10 protein-coding genes are annotated in these 17,017 nt (G+C 39.8%); 6 read left to right on the top strand and 4 right to left on the bottom strand.

The features are described 5' to 3' along the window. Positions 1–80: 80 nt before the first annotated feature. Genes F1644_RS12580 through F1644_RS12570 form a run of 3 tightly spaced genes read left to right on the top strand, consistent with a single transcriptional unit; the run spans position 81 to position 6,621 of the window. Positions 81–3,674: a SusC/RagA family TonB-linked outer membrane protein gene (locus F1644_RS12580; RefSeq protein ID WP_118305218.1), complete on the top strand. Its 3,594-nt coding sequence runs from the start codon at positions 81–83 to the stop codon at positions 3,672–3,674. A 9-nt stretch (positions 3,675–3,683) separates the two neighbouring features. Next, the gene (locus F1644_RS12575; protein WP_118305219.1) at positions 3,684–5,174 is read left to right on the top strand and encodes a RagB/SusD family nutrient uptake outer membrane protein; all 1,491 of its coding nucleotides are present in this window, start codon (positions 3,684–3,686) and stop codon (positions 5,172–5,174) included. Positions 5,175–5,193: 19 nt separating this feature from the next. Further along, a complete protein-coding gene (locus F1644_RS12570) occupies positions 5,194–6,621 on the top strand; it encodes a TlpA family protein disulfide reductase (RefSeq protein WP_158572010.1) in 1,428 nt (475 codons plus the stop codon). A gap of 93 nt (positions 6,622–6,714) precedes the next feature. Here the strand turns inward: F1644_RS12570 and F1644_RS12565 are convergent, their stop codons facing one another. The 4 genes from F1644_RS12565 to F1644_RS12550 all read right to left on the bottom strand — a co-directional run bounded on the left by F1644_RS12565 (position 6,715) and on the right by F1644_RS12550 (position 12,273). Next, the gene (locus F1644_RS12565) at positions 6,715–8,604 is read right to left on the bottom strand and encodes a leucine-rich repeat domain-containing protein (protein WP_118305221.1); all 1,890 of its coding nucleotides are present in this window, start codon (positions 8,602–8,604) and stop codon (positions 6,715–6,717) included. A 16-nt stretch (positions 8,605–8,620) separates the two neighbouring features. Further along, positions 8,621–9,376: a hypothetical protein gene (locus tag F1644_RS12560; protein ID WP_118305222.1), complete on the bottom strand. Its 756-nt coding sequence runs from the start codon at positions 9,374–9,376 to the stop codon at positions 8,621–8,623. An 80-nt stretch (positions 9,377–9,456) separates the two neighbouring features. Beyond that, positions 9,457–10,548 (bottom strand): bifunctional 3-deoxy-7-phosphoheptulonate synthase/chorismate mutase type II, encoded by a 1,092-nt coding sequence (locus F1644_RS12555; RefSeq protein ID WP_118305223.1) that lies wholly within the window; start codon positions 10,546–10,548, stop codon positions 9,457–9,459. Positions 10,549–10,821: 273 nt separating this feature from the next. Continuing rightward, positions 10,822–12,273: a tryptophanase gene (locus F1644_RS12550; RefSeq protein WP_118305224.1), complete on the bottom strand. Its 1,452-nt coding sequence runs from the start codon at positions 12,271–12,273 to the stop codon at positions 10,822–10,824. A gap of 411 nt (positions 12,274–12,684) precedes the next feature. On the opposite strand from F1644_RS12550, the gene polA reads away from it, so the two are divergent. Genes polA through F1644_RS12535 form a run of 3 tightly spaced genes read left to right on the top strand, consistent with a single transcriptional unit; the run spans position 12,685 to position 17,016 of the window. Next, on the top strand, positions 12,685–15,387 hold the full coding sequence (polA, locus tag F1644_RS12545; protein WP_308424581.1) for a DNA polymerase I: 2,703 nt from the start codon (positions 12,685–12,687) through the stop codon (positions 15,385–15,387). Between the two features lie 15 nt (positions 15,388–15,402). Then, a complete protein-coding gene (locus F1644_RS12540; RefSeq protein ID WP_118305226.1) occupies positions 15,403–16,215 on the top strand; it encodes a DUF4271 domain-containing protein in 813 nt (270 codons plus the stop codon). A gap of 36 nt (positions 16,216–16,251) precedes the next feature. Next, positions 16,252–17,016 (top strand): uroporphyrinogen-III synthase, encoded by a 765-nt coding sequence (locus tag F1644_RS12535; RefSeq protein ID WP_027202147.1) that lies wholly within the window; start codon positions 16,252–16,254, stop codon positions 17,014–17,016. The last annotated feature ends 1 nt before the right edge of the window (position 17,017 follow it).

The raw sequence follows: 17,017 nt of genomic DNA, 5'->3' as shown, positions 1-17,017 counted from the left end.
CTTAGCAAGCTAAACCTGCAAAATAGCTTAAATGGTAGTGAGACTATTTTGCTAAGTAGTAATAATTAAAAAACAAAGTTATGAAAAAAAAGCGAACCAAGAAAAGGTTGACGGATGAATTGAGTGTCCGGAGATTTTTAATTAAAATGAAATTGCCACTTTTTTTATTGATGATTTTATTTTTATCAGTAAATACAGTTGCTTTTTCCCAGACAGCTAAAATTTCAGTTAATTTCACGGAAACTCCACTTTCAGAAGTTTTTGCAGAATTGGGAAAACAGGCTAAAATGGTTTTCTTGTACGACCATAAGTTGGTTGAATCTAAAGGAAAAGTTTCTGTAAAGGCTGATAATCAGGAATTAGAAAAAGTATTAAAAGAATTTTTACCTGCATTGGGATTGACTTATGTTTTCGAAGATAGCGTTGTTGTTATTCGGAAAGCTCCTGTTGATCGTCCCTTGAAAGCGGTGAGAATGATTACAGGTGTGGTAACGGATGAAACCGGGCAACCCTTACCGGGTGTTCACGTTGTTATTAAAGGTTCACATAAAGGTGTTGCAACGGATGTTAACGGGAAGTTTAATGTTGCAGTTGAAGATGGTACGAAACCGGTATTTGTTCTTTCGTTTGTGGGGATGGAGCCACAGGAATTGAAAGTTTCGGAAAAAGATAACTATAAAGTTGTCTTAACTGCTAAATTGCAAAAATTTGATGATGTAATAGTGACTGGTTACCAGACTATTTCCAGGGAAAGAAGTGCGGGTTCATATTCGAGGGTTTCAGGTGAAGAAGTGTCCAAAAAAGCGAATCTAACGGGGAATATTCTTGAAACTCTTGAGGGACTTACTCCCGGATTAAGCGTGAATTACGGAACGGGAGAAGACAAATTCCTGATCCGGGGAACCACTTCGATCAACTCGTCAACCGAACCACTTATCGTGGTTGATGGGGTTGCATTAGAGGAAGGAAATATTGAAGAACTTATAAACAGTAACGATATAGAGAGCGTGACCTTCCTTAAAGATGCGACTTCTGCTTCAATTTGGGGGGCGAGAGCCGCAAATGGGGTAATCGTGATAACTACGAAATCGGGGAAAACCGGGGATCATCGTTTAAAAATCACTTATGATGGTTCATTTACCTACAAGGGACTTCCTGATTTTGGATATAGGGGACTTATGAGTAGTGAACAGCTCATCCAATCTGCAAAGGAGATTTTTGATCCGGAAGCTTATCCGTGGGCTACGGTAACAACCAAAAATGGGGGAGCTTTGGTCTATCCGCATGAAATACCGTTATATCAGTATGCTAATGGTGAGATAGATGAGATTGAACGGGATCGGCAGCTTGATGCATTAGCCAAGTTGAATAATCGTTCACAAATTGAAAAATATTTATTGCAGCCGGCTTTATTCACGAAACATACGGTATCATTTTCGGGTGCAGCCAATGATATTTATTCCATCTATGGATCGGTTGGTTACGAGTACAACCAAAGTACCGAACGGGCGAATACCAACAAGATCATGCTCAATTTTAAGCATAATATACAGTTGAAAAAATGGTTGAAAATTGACTTGACAACGAATCTTTCCGTGCAGAATGTAAAAACAGGTCTCATGCCGGCATACACGAATGAAAATACGATTTTACCTTATGAGATGTTGGCAGATGAAGAAGGGAACCCAATTGACCATTCCCACACGGTTTTTTATAAAGATTATCAAGATGAGCTTGAAACAAAGAGTCTTCTTGATTTGAGTTATGTCCCCTTGGATGATATGAAAGAAGGGTTTAATAAGTCAAAATCAGTGAATGGTCGTGTAAATTTGGGAATAGCTATCAATTTGATCAAGGGATTAAAATATGAGGGACGTTTCCAGTACCAGCAAAATTATAGCAAGAGCGAGTTATTTTACAGTCAAAATTCGTCGCTAGTCAGAATAGAGTTAGCAAGATACACAAAACCGGCTAATCCGCCTTCTACCACGGCTCCGACTTATTATCTTCCCACTACCGGAGGCCGATATACCCTTGCTAATATTGACGGGATGAACTGGACGATTCGAAATCAGTTCAATTATGACCGTGTTTTCGGTAAGGATAAGCAACAAATAACGGCGATTGCCGGTATGGAAATACAGTCGGGAGTATCTACGTCCAATTCGAATACACGACGGGGATATGATCCGCAATCGCAAACTTACCAAGCGTATGACGAAAAGGAACTTGCCACAAATGGAGTTTCAGGTGCGGTGTACAGTAATTTCGGGACACCCCGTAATACATTGGTAACGAAAATGTTTTCTCAGAGTGAAACGGAAAAACGGTTTGTTTCTTTTTATTCGAATGTTGCCTATACTTACAATAGCAAATATACTTTAAACGGCAGTATTCGAGTGGATCAGTCAAATTTATACGGAAGTGATCCTAGTGTCCAGTTTAAACCCATTTGGTCTGTTGGTGTGGCTTGGAACTTGAAGAGGGAAAGTTTTATGGATCAGGTTGATTTCCTGAATCGTCTGGATTTCCGGTTTAGTTATGGTTTGGGAGGAAATTCCCCTAAACCGGGTAAAGGAGGCCCTTATAATCTGTTGAATGCAAAGGCCAGTACGATGTTTGCAGGATTGGGTATAGGTTATGACATCATGTATCCGGCAAATGATAAGATTCATTGGGAAAGAACTCGGACTATAAATGGTGGGATAGATGTGGCCATGTTCAATAATCGGATTACCGCATCAATAGACGTGTACCATAAATTGACAACAGAATTGTTAGCAACAAAGCCGACCGATCAGACGCTGGGGTGGGAGAGTTTTTATACTAATTTCGGAGATATGAAAAATCAGGGATTTGAAGTATCTCTTAGGACGAAGAATATTTTTACACGGAATTTTAGTTGGTCAACCGTGCTGACAATGACGAATAACCGTAATAAAGTTCTGAAACTCAATCTTGATGGTGCAATGACCGCGGGTAAAAAAGTGTACATGGATTATATTGAAGGTTATGCAGGTAATAGCTTGTTTGCATATCGGTGGGCAGGTTTGAGTGAGGAAGGAAACCCTCAGGTTTACAACGCAGAAGGACAAATAATCAGTGATTATCAAGATGAATCTTTGACCGAGGATGCCGTGAAGTTTATGGGTGTCACTCAGCCGAAATGGTATGGTGCATTGACGAACAACTTTTCTTACAAGGGATTTGATTTTTCGTTTATGCTCGTATATAATTTTGGTCACAAGATGCGTCGTGATGTAAATAATTTTTGGTACGGGCGACTGGCACGTAATGTAAGCAAGAAGTTTTTGGACCGTTGGCGGGAACCCGGTGATGAGAAATACACGGATGTACCGAAATATGTTTCTAAAACGGTTGAAAATAAAACGAAGTCACGGGACATTACTTTTTACGAATTAGCGGATATTAATGTCTTGGATGCTTCCTATGTTAAGTTACGGGATATTACATTATCCTACTCTCTGCCTAAAAGTTTGTGTGATAAACTATTCATGGATAAAATAACGTTACGGGCACAAGCCTCTAATTTATTCTTGATAGCGGCAAATAATGATGGGATAGACCCTGAATATCACCATTACAGAAGTGGCTTACGCGGGACAAAATACGGTCCATCGTGGTCATTTGGGCTTACTATTAATTTTAAATAAGGTTGACCTATGAAATGTAATCATGTATATCACGGATTGGCAACTATATTAAGTGTTGTCTTGTTGCTTGGAGGTTGTAAGGATTTCCTTGATGTAAAACCTAAAGGAAAGGATATTCCCGAAACAATTGAACACTATAACGGAATGTTCAATAGTACAAATCTGACTTCTGTAACCTATTCTCAAGTAACGGAACTCGGGACGAAATTAGGTGTGAGTACCCTGTATAATATTTTTATGGGGGATGAACTTACGGCGACACAAACTTCGGTTTCTGAACTTGATTTCAAGATGAATCAGGCATATCAGTGGGAGGGGAAAATTTTCGGTGAAGAGGATGATGTTTGTGAATGGGCAACAATGTACCAGCAAATCTACACGTTCAATGTTATCATTAATAATGTGATGGATGCATCGGGTGGGACGAATAAACGAAAGCTGGAACTTCAAGCTGAAGCACGGGTAAATAGGGCTTTTAGATATCTGATTCTTGCCCAGTATTTTGGAAAACCATATAATGAATCAACGGCGAATTCGGATTTATGTGTTCCCCTTGTTGTTGAGGATGATATGAATTTGAAAAATCTGAAACGGAGTACAGTTCAGGAAGTTTATGATTTCATCATTAAAGAATTGGAAGAATCCTGTCCCGATTTAGTGGAATCAACGAATCATCCGTTACGAATTTATCAATGTGCAGGATGGTTTTTCTTGGGTAGGGCTTACTGGGTTAAAGGAGATTATGAGAATGCAAGAATTGCCTTGGAGAAAGCACTTAAATCTTCTGAAATAAACACCACGGGTATCACTCTGTGGGATTATAATCAAATGTTGAGTGAATGGGGATATAATTCCGCTAAGCCATATGCGTGGACTTCTGGCTTCCCGGCTAATAATACGGGAGCCAATAAAGAGGTTGTTTACAACTATCAGTATTCAATCTCTTCTATTTCCAGTGCAACGGGCCAACCTAAATTATTTATAAAGGAAAAATACATGGATCTGTACGGGCAAGATGATCTTCGAAGAAACTTTTTTTCGAATAAAACGAGGACCGGGGCCGCTATGGAGGGATATAGAAGATTACCTTGCAGGACAGTCTTTAATTTAGGGGTTGAAATGCCAGACCTATATTTAATGCTAGTAGAGTGTCAGGCTCGTTCTATGGATCAGGCTTTGCAGAATGAGGCCCGGATAAATCTTGAAGAATTCCGGCGTCATAGAATGTCTCAAGAGGCTGCGGTAATTCCTGCCGATATAACTTCTCAGGAAAAACTAATCCGCTTTGTCGTGGAAGAACGGTTACGGGAATATATGATGACCGGAATACGTTGGTTTGATATGAGAAGATTATGGAATGATCCGCTTTTTCAAGATTGGAAGGCTGAATATACACATACAGATGGGGAAAGTACTTATGCGCTGACAGAAGATCGGCTTGTTTATCAAATTCCACCGAAAATACTTGTATTTAATAATGATTGGCAAAATAATAAATAACAATAAAATATTGATGAGGATGAAAAAACTAATTTTATTAAGCATTATATTGCTTGGAACGTTCGCCGTGAATGCACAGGTGATTAAAGGAAAATTTAATGATTATCAGGGCGAAACGATAAAAATTAATATTGGAGGTTGTGATCGGGAGGCCCTTAAAATAGGAAGTGACGGATCGTTTGTATTTAATCCGGTGATCAGGTATGAAGGACAAAAGTTTACTATAAATATGCCTGATGAAACCCGGATTCCCGTGTTAGTAGGTAAAGGGGAAGAAGTCCGGTTGGAAGTATCAAAAGATAAGGATGGAAATACAATAGCAAAATTTGCAGGGGATAGGACGGATATTAATACCTATTTATTTGTTCATGCGAATCAGTTATCTGGATTGAAAGGAGCTAGAGGACAGAAATTTACCACGTTTAAAGAGTATTCGGCAAATTTGGATCGTTTGGATAAAAAATTGGATCAATTATTGAATAAAATTAAGGGAGATCAGGATCTTGTCGAGGAGTATCGGGTGGAAAAGAATGTGGATATTATTTCGGCTAAAATTGGATTTGGAAGGGGTGACGAAAAACTGACTCTTACGGACGCTGACTACATAAAATTTATGAAGTCAATGGATGTGAATGATAGTATCACTTTTAGAAAAGATCCTCGCAAAGCCTCATTAGGTTATACGGGAGTGGTGGAAAGGCGAATATCTTGGGAGGCAAGAAACAGGGCTACCGCTCAAGATGATCCAGCTAAATCATTTATTAGAAAATTATTGATCCTTGATGAACTAGTAAGTAATCAAGAGATTAAAAATAGTGTTTCTCACTATTATGCCATTATGTTTTATATGGGAGGGGGAAATGCTCATGCGAGAGAGTTCGTTGAAACTTTTAATAAAATAAATACAGACCCGGAACATCTTGCTTTTGTGAAAGCACGACCATTACCATCAAAGGATAATAATCTTGAGGCCGGATCGGTAGCTAAGGATTTTGAAATGCGTGATCGTGATGGTAATCTGGTGAAACTCTCAGATTTTAAGGGAAAACTTGTTTATATGGATATTTGGGCAACATGGTGTGGACCGTGTGTGGAAGAGATTCCTAACATGGAAAAATTATACCAACATTATAAAGATGATCCGCGGGTTCTATTGGTGAGTGTATCAGTGGATAGTAAAAAGAACCTTTGGGAGAAAAAATTAGATGAAGACAAACCCCAATGGCCGCAATATATAGTTGATGGAGCTTTAAAGGATAAATTGTACAATGAATACATAATAACCGGAATACCTCGTTTTATGATGTTTGATAGTGAGGGTAGAATTATCACAATCAATGCGATGAGACCTTCTAACGGTAAACTGATTCCGTTTATAGAGGAACAATTGTCCAAACCGAAAGAGATAAAAGGTCCCGGTGGTATGAAAATGATTAAACTGAAGTAATTGTTACCTCTTAAAATTAAACCTTTAGAGATATTTATTGAAGGCCAACTGATTTGGAATAAATTAGTTGGCTTTTTGTATTTCTTTTAAATTTTACTGGGGTTGATCTGGTATATTACCTTCTTTTGGATAACCCATTATGGTTCCGTCTATATCTTGGTATCCCCAGAATTGATGTTTATAATAGTTATATTCGTAGGTTTCTCTTATAACAGGACCATCTATAGCTGAAAAAGGTAGATAAACATTTCCTATATTTGGAAAATGTTGATATTTGAAAGTTGGAATGTCTGTAAATGTATGATCCGGACCATAACAGGAAAAATTACTTAAAATGTAATCGCTATCAGCGAAAATAATAGATTCTAGTCGGTTCGAGTCACATCTGACATCCTGTATTTCTAAATTAGAAGTAAGATCAAGAGTTTGTAAATTATTGCGTACGAGATAAAGTTGAAGTATTGCAGGAGTATGTTTCAGTTCAATATCAGTAAGTTGGTTATGAGATAAATAGAGTTTTTTAATATTTGCACATCCACTTATATTGATGTTTGTCAATTTATTATCGGAACACGAAAGATCTGTTAGGTATTTATGATTACTGGCATCAAAAGAGATGAGTTGGTTATAACTAGCATCTATCTTTTCTAAAGTATTGGGAGCATTTATAGTAAGTTTTTCTATCAGGTTATCGTAACATTGAACTTTTACTAATTGTGTATTTTTGGAAAGATCTAGTTCTTTCAACTGATTGTTAAAACAATCGAGTGTAGTTAAAGACGTGCAGAGGGATAAATCCAATGATTCCAAGAGATTGTATTCACATGCCAGTGTTTTTAAATTTGGACAATGTTCAACATGAAGTTCTTTGATTTTATTGTAATTGCAATCTAAATGTTCAAGTTTTGGAAACTTGCTGATATCAAATTCTTCTATATCATTGACTTTCACGTCAATTGAGGTTAAATTGGGATAGAGTTCCGGTAATTGTGATATATCTTTTAACTCGCAGGCTACCAAGGATATACTTTTTGTGTTTTGTGCGACAACACTATTTCGGTTAAATCTGCCTTGTTCATCAAATTCAGCGTAATAGGGTTTTTCTTGCAATGCTTTACGTAATTTTTCATCCCGTATTTCCACGTAGCTTTCCTTGTATAAGTAAAGATTAATATTTTGAAAGGCATCCTGTTTTATTTCAACCGTGTATGGTTGGTTTCCTGCTTGGCTAAGGTTCAAGTAAAGACCTGTAAGTTTTTCTGATTCAATAGGAAATGATTCATCAAATTCCCACTTGTCAATTGGAGTGTTATTTTTATCATAAAACGTGAGGCTTAAATGGACAAGAATATTATCGCTCATTGGAAATAAATAAACGATACGGAAGTTTGAGGTCGTGCTATAAATTGGTATATTTTCTTGGCAAATAGTTACTTCATCTTGGGAAATTTCTTTTATTGGGGATAACAAGGCTCCTTCCGGACGGGTAATTTCTAGCGTGAAATGAGTAACGGAGCCGGGGAATAGGCCATAATCAGGATGTTGCACGATGGCGAGGCCACCGCATACACGTCTGAAATAGCAATAGACGGTATGGTATTCTGTTGGCATTTCCAAATAGGCTTTTGCCATAAAAATATCCTGCTCTCCTGTTAAGGATTGTTCGATCGTGATGGTGTTATAATTTTCAGTATTCTTTATGTTTGAACCAATATTTTCAAATGCAATGAGTTTATATTTTCCTTGAGGTAGGGATAGGGTTGGAGTTTTTTCAGAGGTACTTATATGTTGAACGAGAGAATCTGCCTCGTTATAGATATAGAAGTGACGATCCGTTACCGTATGTTCCGGATCTGAAGAAGAATAGTTAACTTTAATATCATGTAATTTTGATTCAGGAGAATCATGGCTATTACTATCATTACATGCACTTAAAAATAGGGCAAATACGATGATTGAATAGGAGGTAAAAAGATGTTTCATCTGATTTGATTTAAAGTTATTTTAATTCTCCCTCGAATTGATAATATTTATTACCATATATATCGAAATTTCCCATGTTCCATGTTGTCGAGTGGTCAAACCTGTTGATCTCCGAAACAACCTGTGTTTTCTTCTCGGATGAAAAAGAATAGACAAAGAATTTAAATTCTGTTGATTCCGATGTTTTTACGGTGGCAGTTGTGGACGTTGTTTTTTTGTTTTGTGGATCGAGATAATACGTTGGACGTATATTTGTTAGAGTTGTTGTCATTTCTTTTATTTCTCCTGCACGTGGAATTTCTTCCGGTACAAAAACAAGTGCGCTTACGATGGGGGTCAGCGTTATCGTGATGGGGGAAGGTGATATAGAAGTGATTCTCACCTGCATTGTTGCGATATAGATCTCTGAACCATACCGGTTGGGAGCGAGTACGGTATCCAGCATTAAATGTGCAGTAGAATACTTTTCAAAGTTATTTAAATAGGGAATACCATTGGCTATGAATACGATCGTGTAATATTGTCCCATTTTCAGTTTCACGGAGAATGTATTGTTTTCGGGAATGACAACAGATTCGATATTATTGCTAGTGTATATAAGTCCCAATAAATTAGGCTCCTGTATATCATCACTTCGACTGTTCAATGGCGTCATGATATATTCTATTGAAGGAATGAACGAAACATCGACCCATTCGTCTGTTGAATCCGATTCTTTGCTACACCCATAAAATAGTATAAGGACACTAAAGAAAGAGAGAATTATTTTCATGATGTTGATTTTTAACCACTCATGAAAGGTAAGACTTTTTTTTAGGAATACAATAAGAAAAGTTATTTATTCATAAAGAATTATTCGTTCATAATATCTGTTTGTCTATCGATAGAGGCTTGGTGGATAGCTTTGAACACGCGCTCCACGAGTTCTTCACTCAAATTATTCTTGCGGGCCTCTTCAAGAACACGGGTTAGGATTTTTTCCCAACGATCCGGTTGGAGAATGGTAATATTGTTTTGTTTTTTATACGTCCCGATCTCTTCAATAATTTTCATCCGGTTGGTAAGGACTTCCATGATCGTGTTATCCAGAGTATCTATTTTTTCCCGGAGTTCTTCGATGATTAAGGTACTATTTGAGTTGTTAGGATGTTCTTCCCGGATGATCAGATGGGATAGAATTTGATTTAATTGATCGGGGGTAATTTGTTGAAAAGCATCACTTAATGCACAATCCGGATTCACGTGCGACTCGATGATTAATCCATCGAATCCCAGGTCCATTGCTTTCTGGGATATTTCCTGAATATATTCCCGATGGCCGCTGATGTGGCTGGGGTCACAGAAAAGCGGTAGATTCTTGATGCGTCGCTTTAATTCAATTGGTATTTGCCATTGAGGCATATTACGATAGCGAGTGCTGTTATAGGATGAAAAACCGCGATGAATAGCTCCTAATTTTGTAATACCACACAAATAGAGACGTTCAAAAGCACCGATCCATAGTTCTATGTCCGGGTTTACCGGATTCTTGACGAGAACCGGAATATCAACTCCTTTTAATGATTCCGCAATTTCTTGAACGGCAAACGGGTTTGCCGTGGAACGGGCGCCAATCCATACCATATTCATCCCGTATTTCAGTGCGACTTCCACGTGATGGGCATTAGCAACTTCCGTGGAAATTTTCATTCCCAGTTCCTTTTGGATATTTTGTAGCCAAGGCAATCCTTTTACTCCGACTCCTTCAAAACAATTCGGACGGGTCCTAGGTTTCCATATTCCGGCTCGTAAAACTTCTATTCCATTGTTTTTCAGTTTAGTTGCCGTGTTAAAGAGTTGCTCTTCACTCTCAGCACTGCAAGGACCCGCGATCATTAACGGACGTTCTTGGCGGGTGAACAGATTCCATTCGGAATAGGATTGTATTTCTAATGGTTTGGTCATTTTAACTACAAAATTAGAATTCAAAGATATTCTTTTCTTTTCTAAAAATGGAGCTATCCCTTTACTTTTTGGATAGCTCCCGGCGGATGATGTATTTCAACAGAACGTTCCGTGTTTAAAACTGAATTTAGATTCTTTTTTAGTAGAAGTCTTTTTACTTGTTTGTTTTGAAATTGATAGGCGATTTTGCGTATTCTTGTTTCCTTTTTGAAGATTTGATTTTTTTGTTTTCATAATTGTATTTTATTTAATGGATTATATAATATTATTTCATTAAAGACTTTCTCCGAAATCTTCTTTAAATTTGGCTAGAAGACGTAGCGGCCATCCGGAGGTAGGAGCTAATGTCCCCATGAAAAAACGTAGAACCGGGGGTTCATACACGAAACGTAGTCCTCCGATCAGGTGGCGGTTATCAAATAACCATTGCATCCGGTCACTCACGTATTTGATTTGCGATAGCGTGAACACCCGCCGGGGTAGGGCAAGGCGCAGTAATTCCAGATCGGAGGGAATTTCGTTTCCTTGCTCGTCTCTTACGCTGGAAATCGTGCCTCTTTCCATTCCCCGAATACCCGAAATGAGGTAAAAGGCCGCGGCTAAAGCTCCGGCAGGGTATTCCGATTGAGGGATGTGCTTGCAGAAAGACATGGCGTCCACGTGGCAGCCCAGTACACCGGCAGGGGTAACAACAGGAATTCCTTTTTGTTGTAGGTCATTCACGAGGAACGCGATAGAATCCGGGCTTTGTCGGATGATGGTTTCATCTTGTGTTTCGTAGAGACCTACAGCCATGGCCTCAATTTCCCGGACCGATATTCCCCCGTAAGTGAGAAAACCTTCAAAAAGAGGGATAAGGGTTTCCATCTTCGCGTATAACGTCCGGTTATTCGTGCAAATACCCCCGCCCCGGGAAGAACTGAGTTTTCTAGCAGAAAAGTAAACCAAGTCGGCCAGTCCCGTAATAGTTTTCAGTATCTCGGCGAGAGAGGCATTTTTCCATTCTTTTTCCCGTTGTTTCACGAGAAAGGCATTTTCACCTAATAGGCTGGCATCCAGCACTAGCATGATTCCGTGTCGGTCGGCAACTTCCCGGACTTGTTGAAGATTATGGATAGAAAAAGGTTGGCCCCCGATTAAATTCGTGGAGGCCTCCATCCGGATAAATGGGATATTTTCGGAGCCGTGGTCTTGAATGCATTTTTCCAGTTTATGGATGTCTATATTTCCTTTAAACGGGTTTGTTGACTGAATTTCCAAGGCATCGTCACAAAGAAGTTCCGCGATCTTTCCCCCGTTTTCCGTGATATGGGCGAGGGCCGTCGTGAAGTGGTAATTCATCGGCACGATTTGTCCCGGTTTGATAAAAGTACGGCAAATGATGTTTTCTGCCGCTCTTCCCTGATGTACCGGGAGTAGAAATTCTTTTCCAAGTACATCCTGCACGGCTTTCAACAGGCGGGTGAAACTTTGCGATCCGGCGTAAGCGTCATCGGCACGAAACATGGCGGCCACTTGGTTATCACTCATGGCGTTTGTTCCACTATCCGTGAGCATATCCAGAAACACATCGTTCGTATTTAGCTTGAAGGTATTGAACCCGGATTCCTGCAAAGCTTTCAGGCGTCGTTCCACGGGTACGAGATGTAGTTTTTGAACGACCCGGACTTTATGTAGTTCCAGGGGTATGTTCTCTCCGCTGTAAAATTGAATGTTGTTTGTCATGATTTATGGATTTAAATTAAAAAACCCGGCTGGGATCAGCCGGGTTGAATGAATATAATACGTGTTACTTACATTTTTACAGGTAATACAAGGTCATCCCAGCTGTTGTTGAGGTAATAATAATAGTAGTAATAATAACGACCTGTATGTGAAAAAATAGTATTCATGTCTATGGTTTTAAATAAAAAAGGCCCCGAAATTCGGGGCCTGTATATTTTATATGATCACAATATTCCCCCTTTACTTTTCCGGAAAGTAATAATAGAAATAGTAATATGAGGTGTACATCGTGTTCATTTTCTTTTCATTGTTCGGGACAAATATAGGTATTCTGAAATATAAAACAAATAAGTAAGCAGAAAAGTTAGGAGAAAAAGTCTAACTTTGTGTGGATTAATTTGAAAAGGAAAGATGATGACTAATGAGGAGAAAAAATTGTACTTACTGGATGCTTACGCGTTGATTTACCGTTCATATTACGCGTTTATCAATAATCCCCGGATCACGACGACGGGAATAAATACATCGGCCACTTTCGGTTTTTTTAATTTTTTACTGGAATTGCTTGAATTGGAAAAACCGACTCATCTGGCAGTAGTTTTTGACCCGGAAGGTCCTACTTTCCGTCATGAAATGTACCCTCCTTACAAGGCCCAGCGCCCCCCGATGCCGGAGGACCTGAGAAAGTCGGTTCCTTATATTAAAAGTATTATTGAAGGATTAGGCATTAAATCAATTGTTGTCAGCGGGTTTGAGGCGGACGACGTGATCGGTACGCTGGCTAAGCGGGGAGAGAAAGAAGGGTTTCAGGTATATATGATCACGCCGGATAAAGATTACGCCCAGTTGGTCAGCGAACGAGTGTTCATGTATAAACCGGGGCGTGCCGGAAATAAATCTGAAGTGTGGGGTATTCCGGAAGTATTGGATCATTTCGGGATCGAGCGGGTGGAACAGGTGATCGATATTCTTGGTTTGATGGGTGACACGGCGGATAACGTGCCGGGATGTGATGGTGTCGGACCGAAAAGTGCTGCCACATTGATTTATAAATATGGAAGTATAGAAGGGGTATATCAACATATAGATGAACTGAAAGGCAAACAAAAAGAGCGCTTGTTGTGTTGTCAGGATACTGTCTTTTTATCAAAGGAACTGGTGACGATCAACACGGAAGTACCCACGGATGTAAATGCTGAAGATTTGGCATTGGGTGAGATTCAAGACGATGTGTTAAAGCCGATCTTCAATGAATTGGAGCTTTTCTCTCTGGCAAAGCGAGTGTTCATGATAGAACACGAGGAAAATTTGGTAGAAACCATTCACCCGGAAGAAGTCGATTACCGGGAAATCACTACCGTGGCGGAACGGGATGAATTACTTCAAAAGTTGAGTGAGGCCCCGGAATACGTGTTGAACGTGATCTTTGGAGATGGCACGATTTATAACTCTTATCCGGACTATCTCTGTTTTTCAACAGCCGTTAATACTGCCTGTTATCTGCGATTACCTTCAGCGAAAGATAAGGCCGAGGACGTGATTCGTTTATTTAAACCTATTCTTGAAGATCAGAACAAAGTTTTGATTTCGAATGACGTGAAGGACGATATTATTTGGTTAAGAAGAGCCGGGGTAGAGATTCTAAATAAAATATTTGATGTCAAGATTGCACATTACGTTCTACAACCGGATAGTTCCCACGAACTGGAACGTGTTGCTTTGGAAATGCTGAATTATCGTTTGATAAAAGGAGATAATACCGAGAATCCTCAATTATCCTTATTTCCCGATGAAGGAGCTAAGAAAGACAAGGATTTCGCCGAACGTACGGATATATTATTCCGCTTGAAAGGAAAACTGGAAGAGGCTTTACAGGAAGTCGGGCTTTATAAGCTGTACGAAGAAATTGAAATGCCCTTGGTATCTGTTCTGGCCGACATGGAGTACGAGGGTGTGTCCATTGATAAGGTGGCACTGGATGAGCTATCCGAGGATTTGAAAATAAGAATCGCGGAGACAGAGAAAATCATATATGAAATGGCCGGTAAAGAATTCAATATTAGCTCTCCCAAGCAGTTGGGCGAGATATTATTCGACCAGATGAACATTGATCCCGGCAACAAGAAAACCAAAACAGGCCAATACAGTACCTCCGAACAGGTGTTGTCAAAATTAGAAGATGCACACCCGATTGTAGGACATATACTTAATTACCGGGGATTAAAGAAATTGTTGACCACGTATGCGGAGGCTTTACCCACGTATATTGATCCGGCAACCGGAAAGATTCACACGCATTTTAACCAAGCGGAGGCGGCAACCGGAAGATTGAGTAGCTTGAATCCGAACTTGCAAAATATACCTATCCGGACAGCCGAAGGTCGGAACATTCGGAAAGCTTTTATCACGGGAGATCCGGATTATGGGTTCTTCTCGGCCGACTATTCACAGGTAGAGTTAAGATTGATGGCACATTTAAGTGGTACGCCGGAGCTGATCAATGCTTTCCTGAAAGGGGAAGACGTCCATGCTGCAACGGCATCTAAAATTTATCACGTGCCTTTGGACGAGGTGACCCCGGAGATGAGACGACGGGCGAAAACGGCTAATTTCGGGATTATTTACGGTATTTCGGCTTGGGGATTGGCGGAACGGCTGAAAATTTCCCGGAAAGAGGGTAAGGAACTGATTGAAGGCTATTTTGCCCTTTATCCCGGAGTGAAACGTTACATGGAAGAATCCGTGGAGAAAGCCCGGAAAAAAGGGTACGTGGAGACGATCATGGGCCGCCGTCGTTATCTGAGAGATATAAATTCCCGGAACGCGGTTGTACGGGGTGTTGCCGAGCGAAACGCGGTAAACGCTCCTATCCAGGGATCGGCAGCCGATATTATTAAGAAAGCGATGATATGTATTCATCAGAAATTAAAAGAACGGGGATTACGTTCCAAGATGATTTTGCAGGTGCATGACGAGTTGAACTTCAAATGTCATCACGAGGAAATCGAGGAATTGAAGAATCTCGTGGTGGATTGCATGGAACACGTTGTGAGCTTAGCGGTGCCTTTAACCGTGGGTACGGGCTACGGGAAAAGCTGGTACGAGGCACATTAATGTTAGAATATAAAGATGTTGTTGGGAATGTTGGACGAGCAAATAGATTCAGTTATAACGGATAGTATCGTGCCGGTGTCGGATTCTGTGGTGTTTCCGGCCTCTTTGTTAAGAGAAACGGTCTCTTGGAAACCTTTCTTACCGTTTGACACGCTGACGAATCAGGTGGAATTAGTGGACGGAATTCCTTTGAGCGGGGAGAAAATGAATATTGAATTTATTTCCAGTATTCTGATTTACACGGTCGTGTATCTCGTTTTTATCGCTTTGTTGCGCCTGCGAGGAAGAGGTTTCCTCACTACTGTATATACCTATTTTTTCAACCGGAAAAGAGGGGCCAGTTTACAATCGGAAGGCGGGATTCCGAACTACTTCTTCGTTTTCTTGTCGGTTAGCCTTTCTTTTTCAATCTTGTCCATGTTGATGGCTTTTTTAATCGATCCTCCCTTTGTATTCTTTAATGCCTTAATCTATTTTCTGATCATCTTCGGTTACTATTTTTTAGTCTTGGGACTTGTGCGGCTTTTCGGGTGGGCATTTAATAGAAGGCATTGTGCATCGGAGATCATCTTGAATTTGCGCACAAGCGCGATCGTGTTGGGATTATCCATATCCCCGTTCGTGCTGGCCTTGTTTTACGTGCAAACTTCGGCGATAAATATGTTATTATATGTCATTTTAGGGCTTGGTATCATTATTCTGGTTTTCAGATTTATAAGATTGATTAAAATATTATATGGATATAGAGTTTCAATTTTGTATATGATTTTGTACCTTTGTGGGCTTGAAATATTGCCGATTCTTGTCTTGTACAAGCTATTGGAATAAGTTAGAGAAGTTAGTGTAATTTTAAAACAGAAAGAGTTGAAAATAAAGAAGATACTAGTTTCGCAGCCAAAGCCGACAACCGAGAAATCTCCGTATTTTGATTTGGCAGAAGAATTTGGATTGAAATTAGAATTCAAATCATTTATAAAGGTAGAAGGTGTCACGGCAAAAGAATTTCGTCAAGAAAGGATAAATATTCTTGATTTTACCGGGATCGTTTTCACCAGTCGTACGGCTATCGACCATTTCTTCCGGATCTGTACTGAAATGAGGGTAACCGTTCCCGACACGATGAAGTATTTCTGTATATCAGAGGCTATTGCTTTCTATCTTCAGAAATATATCGTGTACCGTAAGAGAAAAATTTTCTACGGGGACAAGAAAGTCGAGGATATGACAAAAATTCTGTTAAAGCATAAGACCGAAAACTTCCTAGTTCCGGTTTCCGACGTGCATAAAGAAAATATCCCCGCTTTGATGGATGAACTACACCTGAAGTACACGAAATCCGTATTCTATAAAACCGTGTCCAGTGATGTAGCCTCTGAAATTCCGGATTTGAAAGAGTATGATATATTGGCATTCTACACTCCGGCCGGTATCAAGTCATTGTTCCACAACTACCCGAATTTTGAACAGGGTTCGACAATTATCGCGGCCTTCGGGGAGGCGACAGCCGAGGCGGTTGAGGAGGCCGGGTTGAGACTTGATATAAAAGCCCCCACGGAAAAAGCCCCTTCGATGACCATGGCGCTGGAACAGTTCATTAAGGCTTACAACAAAGAAAATAAATCAAAATAGG

Source organism: Butyricimonas paravirosa, from assembly GCF_032878955.1.
Taxonomy (GTDB): domain Bacteria; phylum Bacteroidota; class Bacteroidia; order Bacteroidales; family Marinifilaceae; genus Butyricimonas; species Butyricimonas paravirosa.
Note: the sequence above shows the minus strand (reverse complement) of the source record. Positions and strands in the feature narration are given on the sequence as shown.

Coding starts and splice junctions, on each gene's coding strand:
- F1644_RS12575 (WP_118305219.1), top strand. CDS start 3,684: ATGAAATGTAATCATGTATATCACGGATTGGCAACTATATTAAGTGTT.
- F1644_RS12565 (WP_118305221.1), bottom strand. CDS start 8,604: ATGAAACATCTTTTTACCTCCTATTCAATCATCGTATTTGCCCTATTT.
- F1644_RS12550 (WP_118305224.1), bottom strand. CDS start 12,273: ATGACAAACAACATTCAATTTTACAGCGGAGAGAACATACCCCTGGAA.
- F1644_RS12580 (WP_118305218.1), top strand. CDS start 81: ATGAAAAAAAAGCGAACCAAGAAAAGGTTGACGGATGAATTGAGTGTC.
- F1644_RS12540 (WP_118305226.1), top strand. CDS start 15,403: ATGTTGTTGGGAATGTTGGACGAGCAAATAGATTCAGTTATAACGGAT.
- polA (WP_308424581.1), top strand. CDS start 12,685: ATGATGACTAATGAGGAGAAAAAATTGTACTTACTGGATGCTTACGCG.
- F1644_RS12570 (WP_158572010.1), top strand. CDS start 5,194: ATGAAAAAACTAATTTTATTAAGCATTATATTGCTTGGAACGTTCGCC.
- F1644_RS12555 (WP_118305223.1), bottom strand. CDS start 10,548: ATGACCAAACCATTAGAAATACAATCCTATTCCGAATGGAATCTGTTC.
- F1644_RS12560 (WP_118305222.1), bottom strand. CDS start 9,376: ATGAAAATAATTCTCTCTTTCTTTAGTGTCCTTATACTATTTTATGGG.